Raw genomic sequence first — 16,157 nt, forward strand, 5'->3', positions numbered from 1 at the left:
AGCCGGCCTACGCTTTGACCCAGCGTTGCCGGCTCCACGCACTCAACCAGTCGACCACAAACACCAGCACCAGCATCGCCAGAATCACCGTGCTGGCTTGCGCTTCCTGAAACAGGCTGAGGCTCACATAGAGCATCTGCCCCAATCCGCCAGCGCCGACAAAGCCGAGCACGCTGGCCATGCGGATGTTGTTTTCCCAGCGGTACAGAACGTAGGCGAGCAGTTGCGGCGCAAGGTTCGGCAGCGTGCCGTAGCAAAAGGCGAGGAGCGGATTGCCGCCCTGTAAACGAATGGCTTCGGCCGGTTGTGGCGGGGTATTTTCCAGCGCTTCGGCGAACAAACGACCGAGCACCCCAGTGGTGTGCAGGGCGAGGGCGAGGGTACCGGCGTTCGGGCCGAGGCCGGCGGCGAGCACCATCAGCGCGGCCCAGACCAGTTCCGGAATCGCCCGCAAGGCATTGAGCAGCAGGCGCGAGGCGCTTTGCAGCGGCCAGCCGAACCGTCCGGCGGCGGGCAGGGCGAGAACGATGCCGAACACAGCGGCGAGCAGGGTGCCGAGGGCCGACATCGCCAGAGTTTCCATCGAACCATGCAAGATGGCTTTCAGGTAATCCGCGCTCAAGTCCGGGCTGAGAAAACGCTGCACATACGCGCTCATCTGCTTGAGGCTGGTGGCGCTGCCCACCTCGCCCAGATCCAGTCCCAGATAAGTGAAGGACGCGATGACAGCCAGCGCGATGCCGGCGATCAGCAGCAAGTTGATCAGACGATTCATGTCAGCCTCCAGCGCAGCAAGCGGCTGAGTTGGTCGGCGGCCAATACCAACACCAGGAAGCACAGCAGGATACTGGCGACCTCACCGCCGGCGAACATGCGGATCGACAGGTCGATCTGCTGACCCAGGCCGCCGGCGCCGACAAACCCCATCACCACTGACGCGCGGATCGCGCATTCCCAGCGATAGACTGTGTACGAGAGCAGTTCTGACCCGACGTTGGGCAACGTGCCGTAAGCAAACGCCGCCAGACGGCCGCTGCCAGCCTGCAACAGTGCGTGCGCCGGACGCTGATCGGTCGATTCAAAAATCTCCGCATAGACTTTGCCGAGCATGCCGCTGTAGGTGATGGCGATGGCCAGCACACCGGCCGCCGGCCCCAACCCTACGGCGCGCACAAACAGCAGCGCCCAGACGATTTCCGGCACGCTGCGCAGGAAAATCAACAGTCCGCGCACCGGCCAGCGCAACAGACGCCCCAGTCGGCTCGGCACGCCACCGCGTGACGCGGCAGACAGCGACAGCGCACGACTGGCGACCAGGCCCGCCGGTATCGCCAACACCAGCGCCAAAGCCATGCCGGCGGTGGCGATGGCCAGAGTTTGCAGGGTGGCTTTGAACAGTAACTGCAGAAACGCTTCGTCGTGCGCCGGTGGCCAGAATTGCGCGACAAAACGGCCCATTTCATTCTGGCTGTCGGGGAGCAATACGCCCAGATTCAGCTCGCTGAGCTGAATGCCCGGCCACAGCAAAGCAATCGCCAGCAACGTCAGCAGCAGACGCGGCCATGCGGCGGGATCGCGTGAATCGGCTTTCAGCATCGTGGAATCTGCACAGTCAGAGGCGCCACCGCAATGGTCGGTGATTGCAGTTTTTCATTGGCGTAAAGCGCGTCGAGCATTTCCGGGGTGACGCGATCAGAAGGGCTGTCGAACAGAATCTGCCCGTCGCGCAGACCGATGATTCGCGGGAAGTACGACAGCGCCAGATCCACCGCATGCAGGCTCGCCACCAGCGTTACGTTATGTTCGCGAGCATGCCGCGAGAGGATCGACAGCGTGTGCCCAGCCATGACCGGGTCCATGGCTGACACCGGTTCGTCGGCCAAGAGGATTTCCGGCGCCTGATACAACACGCGGGCGATACCGACGCGTTGCAACTGGCCGCCAGACAATTGCTGGCAATGGGCGAACAGTTTGTCGCCCAGGTCCAGTCGCGCCAACGCCGCGCGCGCACCGGCCACATCCAGCGGATGCAACAGGTTCAAAAGACTTTTACCCAGACTCCATTGGCCGAGCTTGCCGGCCAGCACCGCCGTCACCACACGCTGACGCGGTGGCAGTGGCGGCGCCTGATGCACCAGGCCGATCCGCGCGCGCAGACGCTGACGCTGGCGGGCAGACAAGTGCCAGGCGCGTTCGCCGAGCACTTCAATCTCGCCGCTGCTGGGCCGCAGGGCGGTGGCCAGCAGGTTGAGCAAACTCGACTTACCGGCCCCGGACGGGCCAATGATGGCGACCTGTTCACCAACGCCAATCTGCAAGTCGACACCGCGCAGGGCGTCGACTCCATTGGCGTGGCGCAGGCTGCCTTGTTTGAGGCGTAGGGTCATTTCAGCAGTTCGGCGGCGCGGGCGGCTTCCTCGATGCCCTTGTAGTTCTCGGGCTTGGTGTCGATGAAGCGGCTGGCCGCTTGCAGATCAAGAATCTTCTTCTGCTCAGGGTTGGCCGGGTCCAGATCAAGGAAGGCTTTTTTGATCTTCGCCGCGAGCGCCGGGTCGAGGGTGCCGCGCACGGTCCAGTTGTAATCGAAGTAGGTCGGGGTGGTGGCGAAGACTTTCACTTTGTTGGTGTCGACCTTGCCGGCGTCGACCAGTTTCTGCCAGACACTGGCGTTCAGCACACCGGCGTCAACCTTGCCAGCCTGCACCCAGGCCACGGTGGCGTCGTGGGCGCCGGAGTAGGCGACACGGCTGAAATAGCCCTCAGGCTTGATGTTGTCGTTTTTCAGCATGAAGTAACGCGGCATCAGGCTGCCGGAGGTCGACGACACCGAACCGAAGGCGAAGGTCTTGCCCTTCAAGTCGGCGAGGCTATGCACATTCGGGTCAGCGGTGATGAATTTGCTGGTGAACTGTGCATCCTGTTCGCGTTGTACCAACGGGATTACTGGCGTCGTTGCGTCAGTTTTCAAACGTGCCTGCACAAAAGTGAAACCGCCGAGCCAGGCCATGTCGAGGCGATCGGTCGCGAGTGCTTCAACCACTGCCGGGTAGTCCGCCACCGGGACGAACTGCACTTTCATGCCCAGTTGTTGTTCCAGATAAGCACCCAGCGGTTCGAACTTGCGCAGCAACTCGGTCGGGGCTTCATCGGGAATCGCGCTGACGCGCAAAACGTCGGCCGCTTGGGCCATGAATGCAGAAAAGGACAGGGCCAGGCCGGCGGTCAGTGCCAGTGTTCGTTTGAGCATGGAATTCTCCGTTTCGTGAGCGTCAAAAAGTGTGAAGAGCTGAACCAGGGCGCTACGTGAGGGTAGACGAATCGGCGAGGTTATACGTATTCGCACGCGTAAAGGCCAGCGCCATCAGGGCAGGAATGGTCAAAAGCGTTCGTCGAGTATTGCCGGCAGGGTGAGCTCCTTGACGTAGCTGGCCGAAGACAGACTCAGAATCATGCGCACCACCTGAACGACATCGTGAACTGGAATCAGCTGACCCTCGCCACGCTGCGCAGCCAGATCTCGCGGCGTGCTCAGCCGATCCTCGGTGTTGAGATACCCCAGATTCAGGCAAGTCACCGCCAGACGCTGCTGTCGGTAGCCTTCGCGCAGCGTATCGGCAATCCCGCGCAGGGCGAATTTGGAGGCGCCGAAGGCGACTTCCGGACGCCCGCTTTGCGGCAGGCCTGAAGTCGATCCGGTGAGGATGATTCTGGGGTGGGGGCTTTTCAGCAGAAGCGGAAGCATGCGTTTGATCAGCAGGATTGTTGCGCTGATGTTGCAACTGACGATGGCTTGCAATTCGTCGTCCGGACTGTCGAGAAAGTCATAGGCTGGATCGAAAGCCGACTCTTCCCAGATACCGAGGTTGTAGATCAGCGTATCCAGCCCATCGTCGACGACCGCATGCTCGATGGCGTGCGCGGCTTTGGCCGGGTTCATCAGATCGGCTTCCACCCAGCGTACTGGATGCTCTGCCTCGCACACCAAACCTTCGGGACGCGTGCGGGACACACCAATCAGCGTGTCTCCCGCGTTACCCAAGCCTTCGATAAAAGCTCGGCCCAAGCCTTTACTGGCACCCACCACCAAAATGTTCATCGATCCTCTCCCTGATCTGAATGCTGATGTGGGGCAGCATGCAAACAGACGACCTCTGAAATGGCAAACGAATGGGTGTGTCCGGATATTTACGGCAACCTGGCAATCACCTTGATCTCAAAATCAAACCCATACAGCCATGTCACGCCAACCGCCGTCACCGTCGGATGCGGCGCTTCGCCCCAGAACTCGGTCAGCACCACATCCCAGATCGTCTCGAATTTCGACTGGGGGTCAACGATGAATACGGTGACATCGACCACGTCATCGAAGCTGGCACCGGCCTCTGCAAGGATTGCATTGAGGTTAGTGAACGCCTGACGCACCTGATTTTTCAGGTCCGGCGCTGGCGTGCCGTCCTCGGTGCTGCCGACCTGTCCCGAAACAAACAGAAAACCGTTGGAGCGAATGGCGGGCGAGTAACGGTGGCGTTCGTAAAGCGTGCGGCGTGCGGATGGAAAAACAACATCGCGCTGAGTCATGGGAGTGTCTCCTTCATTTGAGTTGATGGAGCCACTGTAGGTATTTGCAGGCCAGCGATAAACGCGCAAGCTTGGCGTTCACTGTTTGTGAAATCCAAACAATCGAGGGCACACCTTGGACCGTTTTGACGCAATGCAGGCCTTCGCCCGAGTGGTCGAGGCGGGGAGTTTCACCAAAGCGGCGGAAACCTTGCACATGAGCAAGACCACCGTGACCCAACTGGTTCAGCAACTGGAGGCGCGCCTGCGGGTCAAGTTGCTCAATCGCACCACGCGCAAGGTCAACGTCACCGCCGATGGCGCGGTTTATTACGAACGGGTGATCCGCTTGCTCGCCGACCTCGATGATGCCGAAACCAGCCTGCCCGGCGCGGCGGCATCACCTTCGGGCCGGCTGCGAGTGGACGTCCCGAGTCCGCTCGCACGGTTGATTCTGGTGCCGGCCCTGCCTGAGTTTCACGCGCGCTATCCGGATATCCAGATCGACATGGGCGTCAGTGACCGTATCGTCGACATCATTGATGAGAACGTCGATTGCGTGGTGCGCGGCGGCGAACTCATGGACCTGTCGCTGATGGCACGCAAGGTCGCCGATCTGCAGTTGGGGGTGTTTGCCGCACCGCAATACCTGGCGCGCGCGGGCATTCCCGCGCACCCGAGAGACCTGGAAGACAGCCACCATCGCGTGGTCGGTTTTCTCTGGGCACGCACCGGCAAACCGGTGCCATATGCCTTGCACAACGCCAGCGAAAACCTGCAAATCAAGGGACGGCACGTATTGGCAGTCGATGACGGCAACGCCTACCTCGCGGCAGGCCTGGCGGGCATGGGCGTGCTGTGGCTGCCCAAGTACATGTCTGCCGCCCATCAAGCGCGTGGCGAGCTGGTGCCGCTGTTCGAAGACTGGAAACTCGCGCCGATGCCGCTCTACATTGCTTATCCTCCGAACCGGCATGTCAGCCTGAAATTGCGCGTGTTTATCGATTGGGTCGTTGAGTTAATGGCGTAGAAGCATTGTGGTGCAGTTATTGCTAGCCGGTGTGCCAGTGCCGTCAAAAAACCAACACAATCAGGCGACTTGAAAGACTGCAGTGATGAGATGCGTGGCTTTCAAGTCAAGGAGCTTCACCCGCATGAATATGTACATCGATATCGTCGGTGCGTGCAATCTGAGCTGCCCGTCTTGCCCAATGGGCAACTCGGAAAATCTCAATTTCAAAAAAGCCATGCAGCTCGACATGTTCAAGCAGATTGTCGATAAGGCCAAGACAGAGGGCGTCGACACGATCTACCTCTATAACTGGACCGAGCCGCTGATTCATCCAAAAATTGGCGAATTTATCGAGATCATTAATGCTGCCGGCATGGGCAGCGGTATCAGCACCAACCTTAATCTCGCCAAGAATATGGAAAAGGCCCTGATGGCCGAGCCGAGTTACTTCCGTATTTCGCTCTCGGGTTTTTACCAGGAGACCTACGAAAAGGGCCATGTCGGCGGCGATATCGAAGTTGTAAAACAAAACATGATCGCCCTGCAGGAGATCAAACAGCGCTTGGGTCTGAGGACCCGTGTGGATGTTTACTATCACCGTTACCTGGATAACATCGAAGAAGAATCACTGATGCGCGCGTTCAGTGAGCGTCTTGGCTTCATCTTCACCACCGGGTATTCGGTGATGATGCCGCTGGAGAAGACACTGGCCATTGTCGAGCGTGACCCGTCTGTCACGGCTACGGACATTGACACCCTGAAACGCCTCGCATTGCCGCCGTACGACGATCTCGTCAACGTCATCCAGCAATTTCCCAAGATGGCGTGCACGCTCAAGGATGACTGGCTGGTCATCGACTGCAATGGCAACACGGTGCTTTGCTGCACGATCTTCAATCAGACCGAGTATCAGGTTGGCAAGTACCTCGACATGCCGCTTGAAGAGCTGACGCGGCGTAAATCGACGCAGAAAAACTGTGTCGACATGTGCGACCGCTGCGCCAATAAAGGCCTGCATATCTACTCGATGCATCCCAATCAGGGTGTGCTGGAGCGGCACGCGGTGAATCGCATCATCGATTTCGAGCACTTCGCCAGCCAGGGTCTCACGGTGGACAGCGAGCGTCTCGGGCGTGCGGGCGAAGTCAGCGCAGAAAACTTTGATGAAGCCCAGTACCTTCGATTGAATGACGATGTCAGGATCGCGATTTCCCAGGGATCGTTCTCCAGCGGTTATCAGCACTACGTGCTGTGTGGGCGTCTCGAGGGGCGTTTAGGCGCCGGGGTTTTCTCGGCTGTTTGAGCCAAGGCTCAGGTTGGCGGATAACCAATCGATAAAAGACCTGGCCATGGGGTCATTTTCACTGTCGCGGTGGGTCAGCAGTGCCCAGTTTGGCCCGCGAATAGTCGCCTCGACCAGCGGTTGCAACAAGCCGTCAGCTCGCGCCTGACGGCTTAGCAACTGACTCACCAGCGCAATCCCAAGCCCCGCGCAAGCCGCGTCCAGTAGCAGCCCCGGGTCGGAAAAATTCAACCCCTGAGCCTGCTGGCCGACATCGATACCGGCCTCGACCGCCCAATGGCTCCAGTCCATTTCCCGCTCGCCATGCAAGGTGCTGCGTTGCGCTGCCGGCGTGTTCAGCAGGCGCGGATGGCACGCCGGATAAAGTCGATCGCTTTGCAGCACTTTGAAACTGCACTCAGCCTGCGCGCTGATATCGTCGCGAATCGCGATGTCGATGGTCTGCGTGGCCATATCCGGCACCTCGTCGGTACTGTAGATCCACAGATCCACGTCGGGATGCTGATCGCGAAAGTCCGCCAATCTTGGCATCAACCAATGCCGGGCAAACGCCGGCGTCGTGTTGAGCACCAGTTGATTGGGTTTCTGATACTGCCCCAGGCGCCGAATCCCCACTACCAATTGCTGCAACATCGCTTGCGTGGTGCTGAGCAAATCGTGCCCGGCATCGGTTAACGCGACGCTGCGACCGCTGCGAAAAAACAACGGCTGCTCAAGGTAAGCCTCAAGGCTGCGAATCTGCTGACTGATCGCCGATTGAGTGAGGTTCAACTCGTCGGCAGCCTTGTGAAAACTGCCCAGCCGGGCGGCGGCTTCAAAACCGCGCAGGGAGCTGAGTGGCGGCCAGTGCTTGAGCATATCGATAAGTTCCTCTAATCAGTTGTGCGCTAAATCCATCGTTTGTTTGCCTGTTTGCGCGTCCGTAGCATTGGCGGCGTGAACACATTGGCTTAACTAACGAGGCTTATCATGCAGCACAACGATAATAAAAACAGCGTCTGGATGATGCCGGCAGAGTGGGCTACCCACGCCGCAACGTGGATGGTCTGGCCGCACAACAAAGCGCTGTGGGAGTCGGGCTGGGGTGTGACCCTTGCACAAGTGCAGGAAGATTTCGCTCGCGTGGCCAACGCCATCGCCCGATTCGAACCGGTGAAACTGGTGGTCGATCCGTCCGCCGTCGCCAGCGCCAAGGTGTTGTGCGGGCCGAACATCGAGCTGATTGCGCTGGCCGTGAATGACAGCTGGTGCCGCGACTCAGGCCCGACCTTTGTTTGCCATCCGCAGCAAGGCCTGGCCGGTGTCAGCTGGCGCTTCAACGCCTGGGGTGGCAAGTCGGCGCATGAACTGGATGAAAGCCTGGCTCGCCGTGCGCTCAATCACCTTGGCCTGGAATGCTTCGGCACGCCGCTGAGTAATGAAGGCGGGGCGATTCATGTCGACGGCGAAGGCACGCTGATCACCACTGAATCGGTGCTGCTCAACCCCAATCGCAACCCCGGCATTGGCAAAGCGGAGATGGAAGAGATCTTCAGCCGTTTGCTCGGCGTCAAGAAAACCATTTGGCTGCCGGGCGATCCGGATTACGTCACCGGCGACATGACTGACGGCCACGTCGATGGCGTCTGCGCCTTTGCCCGGCCTGGCGTCTTGTTGGTGGATGCCACTCACGACACATCCTCGGTGTACGCCGAAGTGGCGCGGGAAAACCGCCGTGCGCTGGAACTGGCCACCGATGCGCAGGGCCGCAAATTCGAGCTGATCGAACTGTTCGAAGCCACCGACGCTGTCGACACTGAAGCCGAAGTGTTCTGCGCCTCGTACACCAACTTCTACATCGCCAACGGCGCGATCATCATGCCAGCGTATGGCATCGAGGCTGACAACGTCGCCGCCAAAGTCCTGGAGCAAGCCTTCCCCGGCCGCGAAGTGGTGCCGGTGCGCATCAATCATCTGGCCCATGGCGGCGGCGGGGTGCACTGCATCACGCAACAACAGCCAGCCTGGCCGCTGAGAGGTTGAACGCATGAGCATTCTGACCATCGCCAGCACCCAGATGCCGTGCACCTGGGACTTACCCGGCAACCTTGATCGCGCCGAGCAGCTCGTCCGTGACGCAGCGCAGCAGGGCGCGCAAGTGATCCTGTTGCAGGAGCTGTTCGCCACGCCGTACTTCTGCATCGAACAAAGCCATAAACACATGGCTTTGGCCGAGGAATATCGCGACAGCCATGTGCTCGCGCGCTTCGCCGCACTGGCCCGCGAGTTGGGCGTGGTATTGCCGCTGAGCTGGTTCGAAAAGGCCGGCAACGCCTACTTCAACTCGCTGAGCGTGGCCGATGCCGACGGGCGCCTGTTGGGTGTGTATCGCAAGACCCACATTCCCAACGCCATCGGCTATCAGGAGAAGGAATACTTCAGTCCCGGCGACACCGGTTTCAAAGTCTGGGACACCGCGTTCGGCCGCCTCGGCGTCGGTATCTGCTGGGACCAGTGGTTCCCCGAAACCGCCCGCTGCCTGGCGTTGATGGGCGCCGAAGTGCTGCTGTATCCGACGGCTATCGGCTCTGAACCCGGCTGCACGGCGCTGGATTCTCGTGACCATTGGCAGATGACCATGCGCGGCCATGCTGCTGCCAATCTGCTGCCGGTGGTGGCGGCGAACCGGGTCGGGCGAGAGGTCGCGACTACCGATCCGAGCCTGCAAATGAGCTTCTATGGCTCGTCGTTCATCAGCGATCACAAGGGCCAATTGCTCGCCAGCGCTGATCGCGACAGCACTGGCGTGTTGCTGCACTGCGTCGATCTGGCGGCCATGCGCGAAGAGCGATTGAGCTGGGGCATATACCGCGATCGTCGTCCGGACATGTACGGGCCGCTTCTCAGTCAGGATGGTCGCCAACTTCACGCACGCTGGAACACTCAAGGGGTTTGATATGGCTATCCACCACAAACGCTTGCGCGGTGCGATCGGTCTGGCGTTGATCTGCTTGATACCGTCGCTGCACGCCGAAGACAAAACCCTGCGGCTGTACAACTGGGCCGATTATTTTGCCGAAGACACCTTGAGCCGTTTTACTGCCGAAACCGGGATCAAGGTGATCTACGACGTCATGGACGGCAGCGAAACACTGGAGGCGAAGATGCTATCCGGCGGCAGTGGCTACGACCTGATCTTCCCCGGCGACACCGTCGCCGAGCGCTTGATGCGTGCCGGCAGCCTGATGCCGCTGGATCAAGCGAAGCTGACCGAACTGGCCGACATCGAACCCGGTTTGCAGAAACTGCGCAGCCATTACGAGCACTCCAGCAAAGCCACGGTGCCTTACACCTGGGGCACCATCGGCCTGACCTACAACGAAGAGCAGATCAAAAAACGCATGGCCGACGCGCCGGTCAACAGCCTCGACATGCTGTTCAAACCGGAGCTGGCGGCGAAATTCGCCGATTGCGGGATTTCGATGATCGATTCGCCGGACGAAGCCTTGGCGGTGGTGCTCAATTACCTCGGTCGCGATCCGCGCAGCGGCAAAGCCGAAGATCTGGCAGCGGCCAGCGAGTTGCTGATGAAGTTGCGGCCGTACATCCGCAAGTTCCAGTCGCAACCGGTCACTGACCTGGTCAATGGCAACCTGTGCCTGTCGCTCGGCTACAGCGGCGACATGACCCAGGCGCAACGCACTTCGGACAGCGCCGGTAAGCACACCAAGTTTCAGTATCGCGTGCCGCGCGAAGGCACCACGGTGTGGATGGACACCATGGCCATTCCGGTCGACGCGAAACACCCGGAATACGCCTACGCGTTTATCAACTTTGTCATGCGCCCCGAGAACATGGCAGCGATCAGCAATTTCACCGGTTACCCGACCTCCAACGCCAAGGCGCGGGCGAGTGTCGATGAAAGCATGCGCGACAACCCGGATATCTACCTCGACGAAGCGACCTATGCTCGATTGATTCCGGGCAAGGATATTCCCCAGGCCGACATGCGCGCGCGCATGCGCACCTGGACCAAATTCAAGACTGCCACTGGCAAATGATCAACGGCCGGCGTACGCGTCGGCCCTTCACTGAAAGACAGGAAACCCACATGACGACTCGTCGCGATTTCATCAAACAGGCCTCGGTGGTCGCCGCTGTCAGCGCTGCGGTGACAGGCCTGGGCCTGTCGCCGGGCAAAGTCCTGGCTGCCGCGCAAGGCCGCTGGTTCATGCCCGACGAGGGCGATAAACATGAGCGCGCCTACATCGCTTTCGGCGCGCAGGATGCGATTTGGGAAGACTTCACCGAAGACGTCCAGGAAGCGCTCGGCCGCATCGCCCGCGCCATTGCCCGGTTTGAACCAGTCACGGTGTTCTGCCGTAAAAATGAGCGCAGCATCGCCGAAGAATTCTGCGGTACGCGCAATATCACTTACGTCACTGCCGGGCTGGATGACATCTGGATGCGCGACATCGGCGCCAACTTCGTCATCGACGACAAGGGTGGTCTCGGTGCGGTGGACTTCAACTTCAACGGTTGGGGTGGCAAACAGCAGCACAGTAAAGACTCGAAAATCGCCGCGCTGGTCGCCGACGACGCGCAAGCCACGTACATCCGCACCGATCTGGTGGGCGAGGGTGGGGGCATCGAGGTCGACGGTCACGGCACCGGGATCATGACCGAGAGCAGCTGGATCAACAGCAACCGCAATCCTGACTGGAGCAAGGCCGATGTCGAAGCCGAACTGAAGGAGCGTCTGGGCCTGCGCAAAATCATCTGGCTGCCGGGCATTAAGGGCAAGGACATCACTGACGCTCACGTCGATTTCTATGCGCGCTTCATCAAGCCCGGCGTGGTCATCGCCAACCTCGACATCGACCCTGAATCCTACGATCACAAGGTCACCCTGGCGCACTTGGAAATCCTCAAAAACGCCACTGATGCTGACGGTCGCAAATTACAGATCCACACGATGTCGCCGCCGCTGAAACCGCGCCAAAGCAAGTTCAACCAGAACAACCCGGACTTTGCCGCCGGTTACATCAACTACTTCGTGATCAACGGCGCAATCATCGCTCCGGAATTTGGCGATAAAGCGGCAGACAAGAAGGCCTTTGATCTGCTCTCGCAGCTGTATCCGCAGCGCGAAATCGTCCAGCTCAACATCGATGCAATCGCCGCCGGTGGCGGTGGAATTCACTGCGTGACCAGCCATCAACCACAGGCGTGATTGACTCTGACGCGGATCAAGCCAACTATCGGCGCACAACAACATGACCGATGGACCACAACTTGATCGAACGACGCCAATTCAGCGGAGGCATGAAGGGGAAAAACCTCCGCTATCTGAATGAGCAAAGCGCGGATGAAACGCGCATGACCCGCACCGGTTTTCTGCTGCTCGAACACTTTTCGCTACCGGCGTTTACCCAAGCACTGGACACCGTTGTCACCACCAACCTGCTGCGTCCGGGGCTGTTTTCCTCGCGCACGTTTGGTTTGGGCGACGGCGAAGTCATCAGTGATCTGGGGCTGGTCATCCGCCCTGACGCACGTCTGGATTCAGCCGCGCTGGCGCAACTGGATCTGCTGGTGGTGTGTGGCGGGTATCGCACTGAGCTGCGGGCGAGTGATGAGTTTATTGGTCTGCTCAGATCAGCAGCGGAGCGCGGCATCTCGCTTGCCGGGTTGTGGAACGGTTCGTGGTTTCTCGGCCGCGCCGGATTGCTCGACGGCTATCGTTGCGCGATCCACCCGGAACATCGCCCGGCGCTGACTGAAATCGCCAAAACCACCCACGTCAGCAGTGAGCCTTACGTGATCGACCGCGACCGGCTCACGGCATCGAGTCCGTCCGGCGCTTTCCACATGGCATTGGACTGGATCAAGAGTCTGCACGGCAAAGCCCTGGTCGAAGGGATCGAAGACATCCTCGCCTTCGAGGAATCGCGTTACCGGCGCATCAAACCAGACGAGAACATCTGCGTCAGTGCGCCGTTGCGTGAAGTGGTGAAGCTGATGGATGCCAATCTGGAAGAGCCGCTGGAGCTGGAGCAACTGGCGGTGTATGCCGGGCGTTCTCGTCGGCAGTTGGAGCGCTTGTTCAAGGAGCAACTGGGCACCACGCCGCAGCGCTATTACCTGGAACTGCGCATCACCGAAGCGCGACGGTTGTTGCAGCACACTGAGCTTTCACAAGTGGAAGTGCTGGTCGCGTGCGGCTTCGTCTCGCCAAGCCATTTCAGCAAATGCTACAGCTCATATTTCGGCTATCGCCCATCAAAAGAAAAACGCCTGGTCAAATAACCCAAGCCGTCACCCACCTGAATTCACCTCGATATCCCACGTCGGCGTACCTCCCCCAAACAGCCGGTCAGTTCCCTCTCCCTCGGGGAGAGGGCTAGGGTGAGGGGCTCTTAAACACCATCACCCACGCACGTTTAACTTACACGCACTGTTACGCCATAACGGCTACAACACCTTGCGCCGTTGCCTACGCGTACGCCAGAATCCGCCGGCTTACGCGCCTTGAGGCGGGCTGTATCGTTTCCCTGTCACTGCAAAACAGTGATCGGGTTTGGTAGCCCGTTTTCTAAGCGTTATGCGCCGCTATATGCAGTCTCTTTTCGGGGCTCGGTTTTTTATGGTGGCCATGCGTGGGGCTCCTTCGGGAGCGCCGGGGTTTACTCGCTTAGACCGGTCTACCAACCTGCGCAATGGTCACCACCTCGTTTGGTAGCGTGAGTGATGGCTCCTTATTTTTTGCTAAGCGAGTGTCATCTATGTTCAAAATTACGCCAAACCCGCCAGAAACCGATCCAATCCCCTACGACGCCGCACTCGAACCTCAAAACATCAAAGAGGCCACCGACCGCGCGATCAACTTCTATCTCAACCCCTCAGCGCTGAAGACCTCAGTACCCACCCGCAAGACCGGCAAGATCTACCTCATCGACCCCACAGTGGATAACGAAACCCTGCTCGTCGAAGCCACTGAAACCTTGTCCTCCGCCACTGACATGGCCCGTGAACTCGCCGATTCGATAGAACCCTCACAGTGCAAAAAGATGCTGATCCTGCAACAGGTGATCATGCTCAGCGAGCTGGTGGTCGGCCGAGTTCTGGACAACCAGCGCTTGCCGCACTAGTCGCGGAGCAGATGGGTGAGGGGGCTCGCTCCCTCATTGCACAGAAGCGTCCGTAATCGCGGCGCTTCACGCCTTCTATCAAAGAGCCGCCAACGGTTCTTGTCTGGAGTTTCAGCTGATGTCCCAGCCACCCGAACCACCGGTCACTGACCTGGTATCGCCGTACGCCTCGCCCAATTCAAGAAAGCTCCACGAAGCGGCAGAGCGTGCACTCGACCATTACCTGTTGCCTGCCGCGATCATGGCCACACCCTATACGCCCAATGCTCTGTTCATGGCCAACCCGCAAGCAGACACGGAGTCGCTGCTGGCCAATGCTTGCGGCTCCCTGGCGTCCGCGTCGGTCATGCTCGGTAATTTTGCCGGAATGCTGGAGGGCGCAAATCGTCATACCCTGCTGGGTATTGCGCAAGTGGTCATGTTGGGGGAGTTGGCGGTGAACAAGGCGCTGGATCTGGTTGTGCCAACCGAGTGATCGCGCACGTTAGTCGGGGTTGAGGGTGTCTGGTCGGGCGTGATCGCGAGCAGGCTCACTCCTACATTTGAAATGCGTTCCCCCTGTAGGAGTGAGCCTGCTCGCGATGGCGTCCGTTCAGGCAAAGCATCTGCAAAACGTGACCATCCCTCCACCCTCAAATAATCAAGCAGTCAGCCTGAGCGGCTGACTGCCTTTTTGTTTCTACAGGTGATCCGCATCAATCACAGCCTTGGCAAACGCCTGCGGATCTTCCTGCGGCAAGTTGTGCCCGATCCCGCCATTGATCAAGCGGAACTGATACTTGCCGGTAAAGCGCTTGGCGTAATCCTCCGGCGCCGGGTGCGGCGCACCGTTGGCGTCGCCTTCAAGGGTAATGGTCGGCACGTTGATCGACGGCGCGGTGGCGAGTTTCTGCTCCAGCGCTGCGTATTTCGCTTCGCCCTGCACCAGGCCCAGACGCCAGCGGTAGTTAAACACCGTGATATCGACATGATCCGGGTTCTCCAGCGCTTTGGCACTGCGATCGAACGTGGCGTCGTCAAATTTCCACTGCGGCGAGGCCAGTTGCCAGATCAGCTTGGCAAAGTCGTGAGTGTTTTTCTCGTAACCGGCACGACCACGGTCGGTAGCGAAGTAGAACTGATACCACCACTGCAATTCAGCCTTGGGCGGCAGCGGGTTTTGCCCAGCGGCCTGATTGCCGATCAGATAACCGCTGACCGAAACTAATGCCTTCACGCGTTCCGGCCACAGTGCCGAAACGATGTCCGCCGAACGCGCGCCCCAGTCATAGCCGCCTAGCACCGCTTGCTTGATTTTCAACGCGTCCATGAAGTCGATGACGTCACTGGCCAGCGCCGCTGGTTGACCATTGCGCAAGGTGTCTTTGGAGAGGAACTGCGTATCGCCATAACCGCGCGCATACGGCATCAACACCCGATAACCCTTGGCCGCGAGCAGCGGCGCGACTTCGTCGTAGCTGTGAATGTCGTAGGGCCAACCGTGCAACAGGATCACCACCGGGCCGTCTGCTGGGCCGGTTTCGGCATAGGCGACGTCAAGCACGCCAGCCTTCACATGCTTGAGCGGGCCGAAGGGCGAGGGCGCGGAATAGCTGACGGCGGCCGGTTCAGTGGTTTGCGCCTGAGCGCTGCCAAAAGCGCCGAGCAGCGCCACAGCCAGAATCGACAAGCCGAATGCAGTTTTGCGGGTGTGCAGTGCCATCTTCATGGTGACGTCTCCTTTGCGAGCCTTTGGCCAAGGGGTCTGAATGAACCCTTGAAACCTTGAGTGCATTTGAGCGTTGGGACGTATCTGTCCTGTGTCGAAGAACGGCTTTGTTGAAAGTCGATGTGTCGCGAGAGGGTTGGTACACAGTGTGATACACGGCGGCGAAACCGACTCCCCCTGGACCTGATTCAGGCCAAAATAATAAGTCGCTGTTTTAAAACAAAAAATATTTCACTTCGCGCTTCCCAAAGCCAAAAAACCTTGGTAAATTGCGCCCCGTTCTCACAGCGAACCTAACGAAGTAGCTGGAAAGAGCAGTAGGGGCGTCGCCAAGCGGTAAGGCAGCAGGTTTTGATCCTGCCATGCGTTGGTTCGAATCCAGCCGCCCCTGCCATATTCGAAAAAAACGCCAACTTCGCAAGAAGTTGGCGTTTTTTTATGCCTGCG

At 59.3% G+C, this 16,157-nt stretch carries 17 protein-coding genes and 1 tRNA gene; 10 read left to right on the forward strand and 8 right to left on the reverse strand.

Annotated elements, in window-relative coordinates:
- Positions 1–7: 7 nt before the first annotated feature.
- From phnE to LOY43_RS12930, 6 genes are all read right to left on the reverse strand, one after another.
- Positions 8–775, reverse strand: coding sequence for a phosphonate ABC transporter, permease protein PhnE (gene phnE, locus LOY43_RS12905; protein WP_258709783.1), 768 nt, complete (start codon positions 773–775; stop codon positions 8–10).
- Positions 772–1,596: an ABC transporter permease gene (locus tag LOY43_RS12910; protein WP_095049978.1), complete on the reverse strand. Its 825-nt coding sequence runs from the start codon at positions 1,594–1,596 to the stop codon at positions 772–774. Before LOY43_RS12910 ends, phnE begins: the two co-directional genes overlap by 4 nt.
- Positions 1,590–2,387: a phosphonate ABC transporter ATP-binding protein gene (locus LOY43_RS12915; RefSeq protein WP_258709784.1), complete on the reverse strand. Its 798-nt coding sequence runs from the start codon at positions 2,385–2,387 to the stop codon at positions 1,590–1,592. Before LOY43_RS12915 ends, LOY43_RS12910 begins: the two co-directional genes overlap by 7 nt.
- Positions 2,384–3,247 carry a putative selenate ABC transporter substrate-binding protein gene (locus LOY43_RS12920; RefSeq protein WP_220558788.1) on the reverse strand — a complete coding sequence of 288 codons (864 nt, stop codon included), beginning with the start codon at positions 3,245–3,247 and terminating at the stop codon, positions 2,384–2,386. The genes LOY43_RS12915 and LOY43_RS12920 overlap by 4 nt, the downstream gene beginning before the upstream one ends.
- A 129-nt stretch (positions 3,248–3,376) precedes the next feature.
- On the reverse strand, positions 3,377–4,096 hold the full coding sequence (locus LOY43_RS12925) for an SDR family oxidoreductase (RefSeq protein WP_095049981.1): 720 nt from the start codon (positions 4,094–4,096) through the stop codon (positions 3,377–3,379).
- Between the two features lie 89 nt (positions 4,097–4,185).
- Positions 4,186–4,578, reverse strand: a complete 393-nt coding sequence (locus LOY43_RS12930) for a RidA family protein (protein ID WP_258709785.1) — start codon at positions 4,576–4,578, stop codon at positions 4,186–4,188.
- Positions 4,579–4,693: 115 nt separating this feature from the next.
- On the opposite strand from LOY43_RS12930, the gene LOY43_RS12935 reads away from it, so the two are divergent.
- Positions 4,694–5,587, forward strand: coding sequence for a LysR family transcriptional regulator (locus LOY43_RS12935; RefSeq protein ID WP_258709786.1), 894 nt, complete (start codon positions 4,694–4,696; stop codon positions 5,585–5,587).
- A 124-nt stretch (positions 5,588–5,711) separates the two neighbouring features.
- Positions 5,712–6,872: a radical SAM/SPASM domain-containing protein gene (locus tag LOY43_RS12940; protein ID WP_093433127.1), complete on the forward strand. Its 1,161-nt coding sequence runs from the start codon at positions 5,712–5,714 to the stop codon at positions 6,870–6,872.
- On the opposite strand, the gene LOY43_RS12945 is transcribed toward LOY43_RS12940, so the two are convergent.
- Complete coding sequence (locus LOY43_RS12945; RefSeq protein ID WP_258709787.1) at positions 6,843–7,730, reverse strand: LysR substrate-binding domain-containing protein; 888 nt, start codon at positions 7,728–7,730, stop codon at positions 6,843–6,845. The genes LOY43_RS12940 and LOY43_RS12945 overlap by 30 nt on opposite strands.
- A gap of 111 nt (positions 7,731–7,841) precedes the next feature.
- Between LOY43_RS12945 and LOY43_RS12950 the strand changes: the two genes are divergently transcribed.
- The 7 genes from LOY43_RS12950 to LOY43_RS12980 all read left to right on the forward strand — a co-directional run bounded on the left by LOY43_RS12950 (position 7,842) and on the right by LOY43_RS12980 (position 14,477).
- Positions 7,842–8,894: an agmatine/peptidylarginine deiminase gene (locus LOY43_RS12950; protein WP_099759003.1), complete on the forward strand. Its 1,053-nt coding sequence runs from the start codon at positions 7,842–7,844 to the stop codon at positions 8,892–8,894.
- Between the two features lie 4 nt (positions 8,895–8,898).
- Positions 8,899–9,807, forward strand: a complete 909-nt coding sequence (gene aguB, locus LOY43_RS12955; protein WP_099759004.1) for an N-carbamoylputrescine amidase — start codon at positions 8,899–8,901, stop codon at positions 9,805–9,807.
- A 1-nt stretch (position 9,808) separates the two neighbouring features.
- Entirely contained in the window at positions 9,809–10,912 is a 1,104-nt protein-coding gene (locus tag LOY43_RS12960; RefSeq protein ID WP_258709788.1) for an extracellular solute-binding protein, read from the forward strand.
- A gap of 50 nt (positions 10,913–10,962) precedes the next feature.
- Positions 10,963–12,084 carry an agmatine/peptidylarginine deiminase gene (locus LOY43_RS12965; protein WP_258709789.1) on the forward strand — a complete coding sequence of 374 codons (1,122 nt, stop codon included), beginning with the start codon at positions 10,963–10,965 and terminating at the stop codon, positions 12,082–12,084.
- A gap of 50 nt (positions 12,085–12,134) precedes the next feature.
- Complete coding sequence (locus LOY43_RS12970; RefSeq protein ID WP_257354829.1) at positions 12,135–13,160, forward strand: GlxA family transcriptional regulator; 1,026 nt, start codon at positions 12,135–12,137, stop codon at positions 13,158–13,160.
- Positions 13,161–13,636: 476 nt separating this feature from the next.
- Positions 13,637–14,002, forward strand: a complete 366-nt coding sequence (locus LOY43_RS12975) for a DUF6124 family protein (protein WP_258709790.1) — start codon at positions 13,637–13,639, stop codon at positions 14,000–14,002.
- Positions 14,003–14,120: 118 nt separating this feature from the next.
- Entirely contained in the window at positions 14,121–14,477 is a 357-nt protein-coding gene (locus tag LOY43_RS12980) for a DUF6124 family protein (protein ID WP_258709791.1), read from the forward strand.
- Positions 14,478–14,681: 204 nt separating this feature from the next.
- Here the strand turns inward: LOY43_RS12980 and LOY43_RS12985 are convergent, their stop codons facing one another.
- On the reverse strand, positions 14,682–15,710 hold the full coding sequence (locus LOY43_RS12985; protein ID WP_258709792.1) for an alpha/beta fold hydrolase: 1,029 nt from the start codon (positions 15,708–15,710) through the stop codon (positions 14,682–14,684).
- A gap of 319 nt (positions 15,711–16,029) precedes the next feature.
- On the opposite strand from LOY43_RS12985, the gene LOY43_RS12990 reads away from it, so the two are divergent.
- A tRNA-Gln gene (locus LOY43_RS12990) sits at positions 16,030–16,104 on the forward strand.
- Positions 16,105–16,157: the final 53 nt, after the last annotated feature.

Source organism: Pseudomonas sp. B21-041, from assembly GCF_024748675.1.
Taxonomy (GTDB): domain Bacteria; phylum Pseudomonadota; class Gammaproteobacteria; order Pseudomonadales; family Pseudomonadaceae; genus Aquipseudomonas; species Aquipseudomonas neuropathica.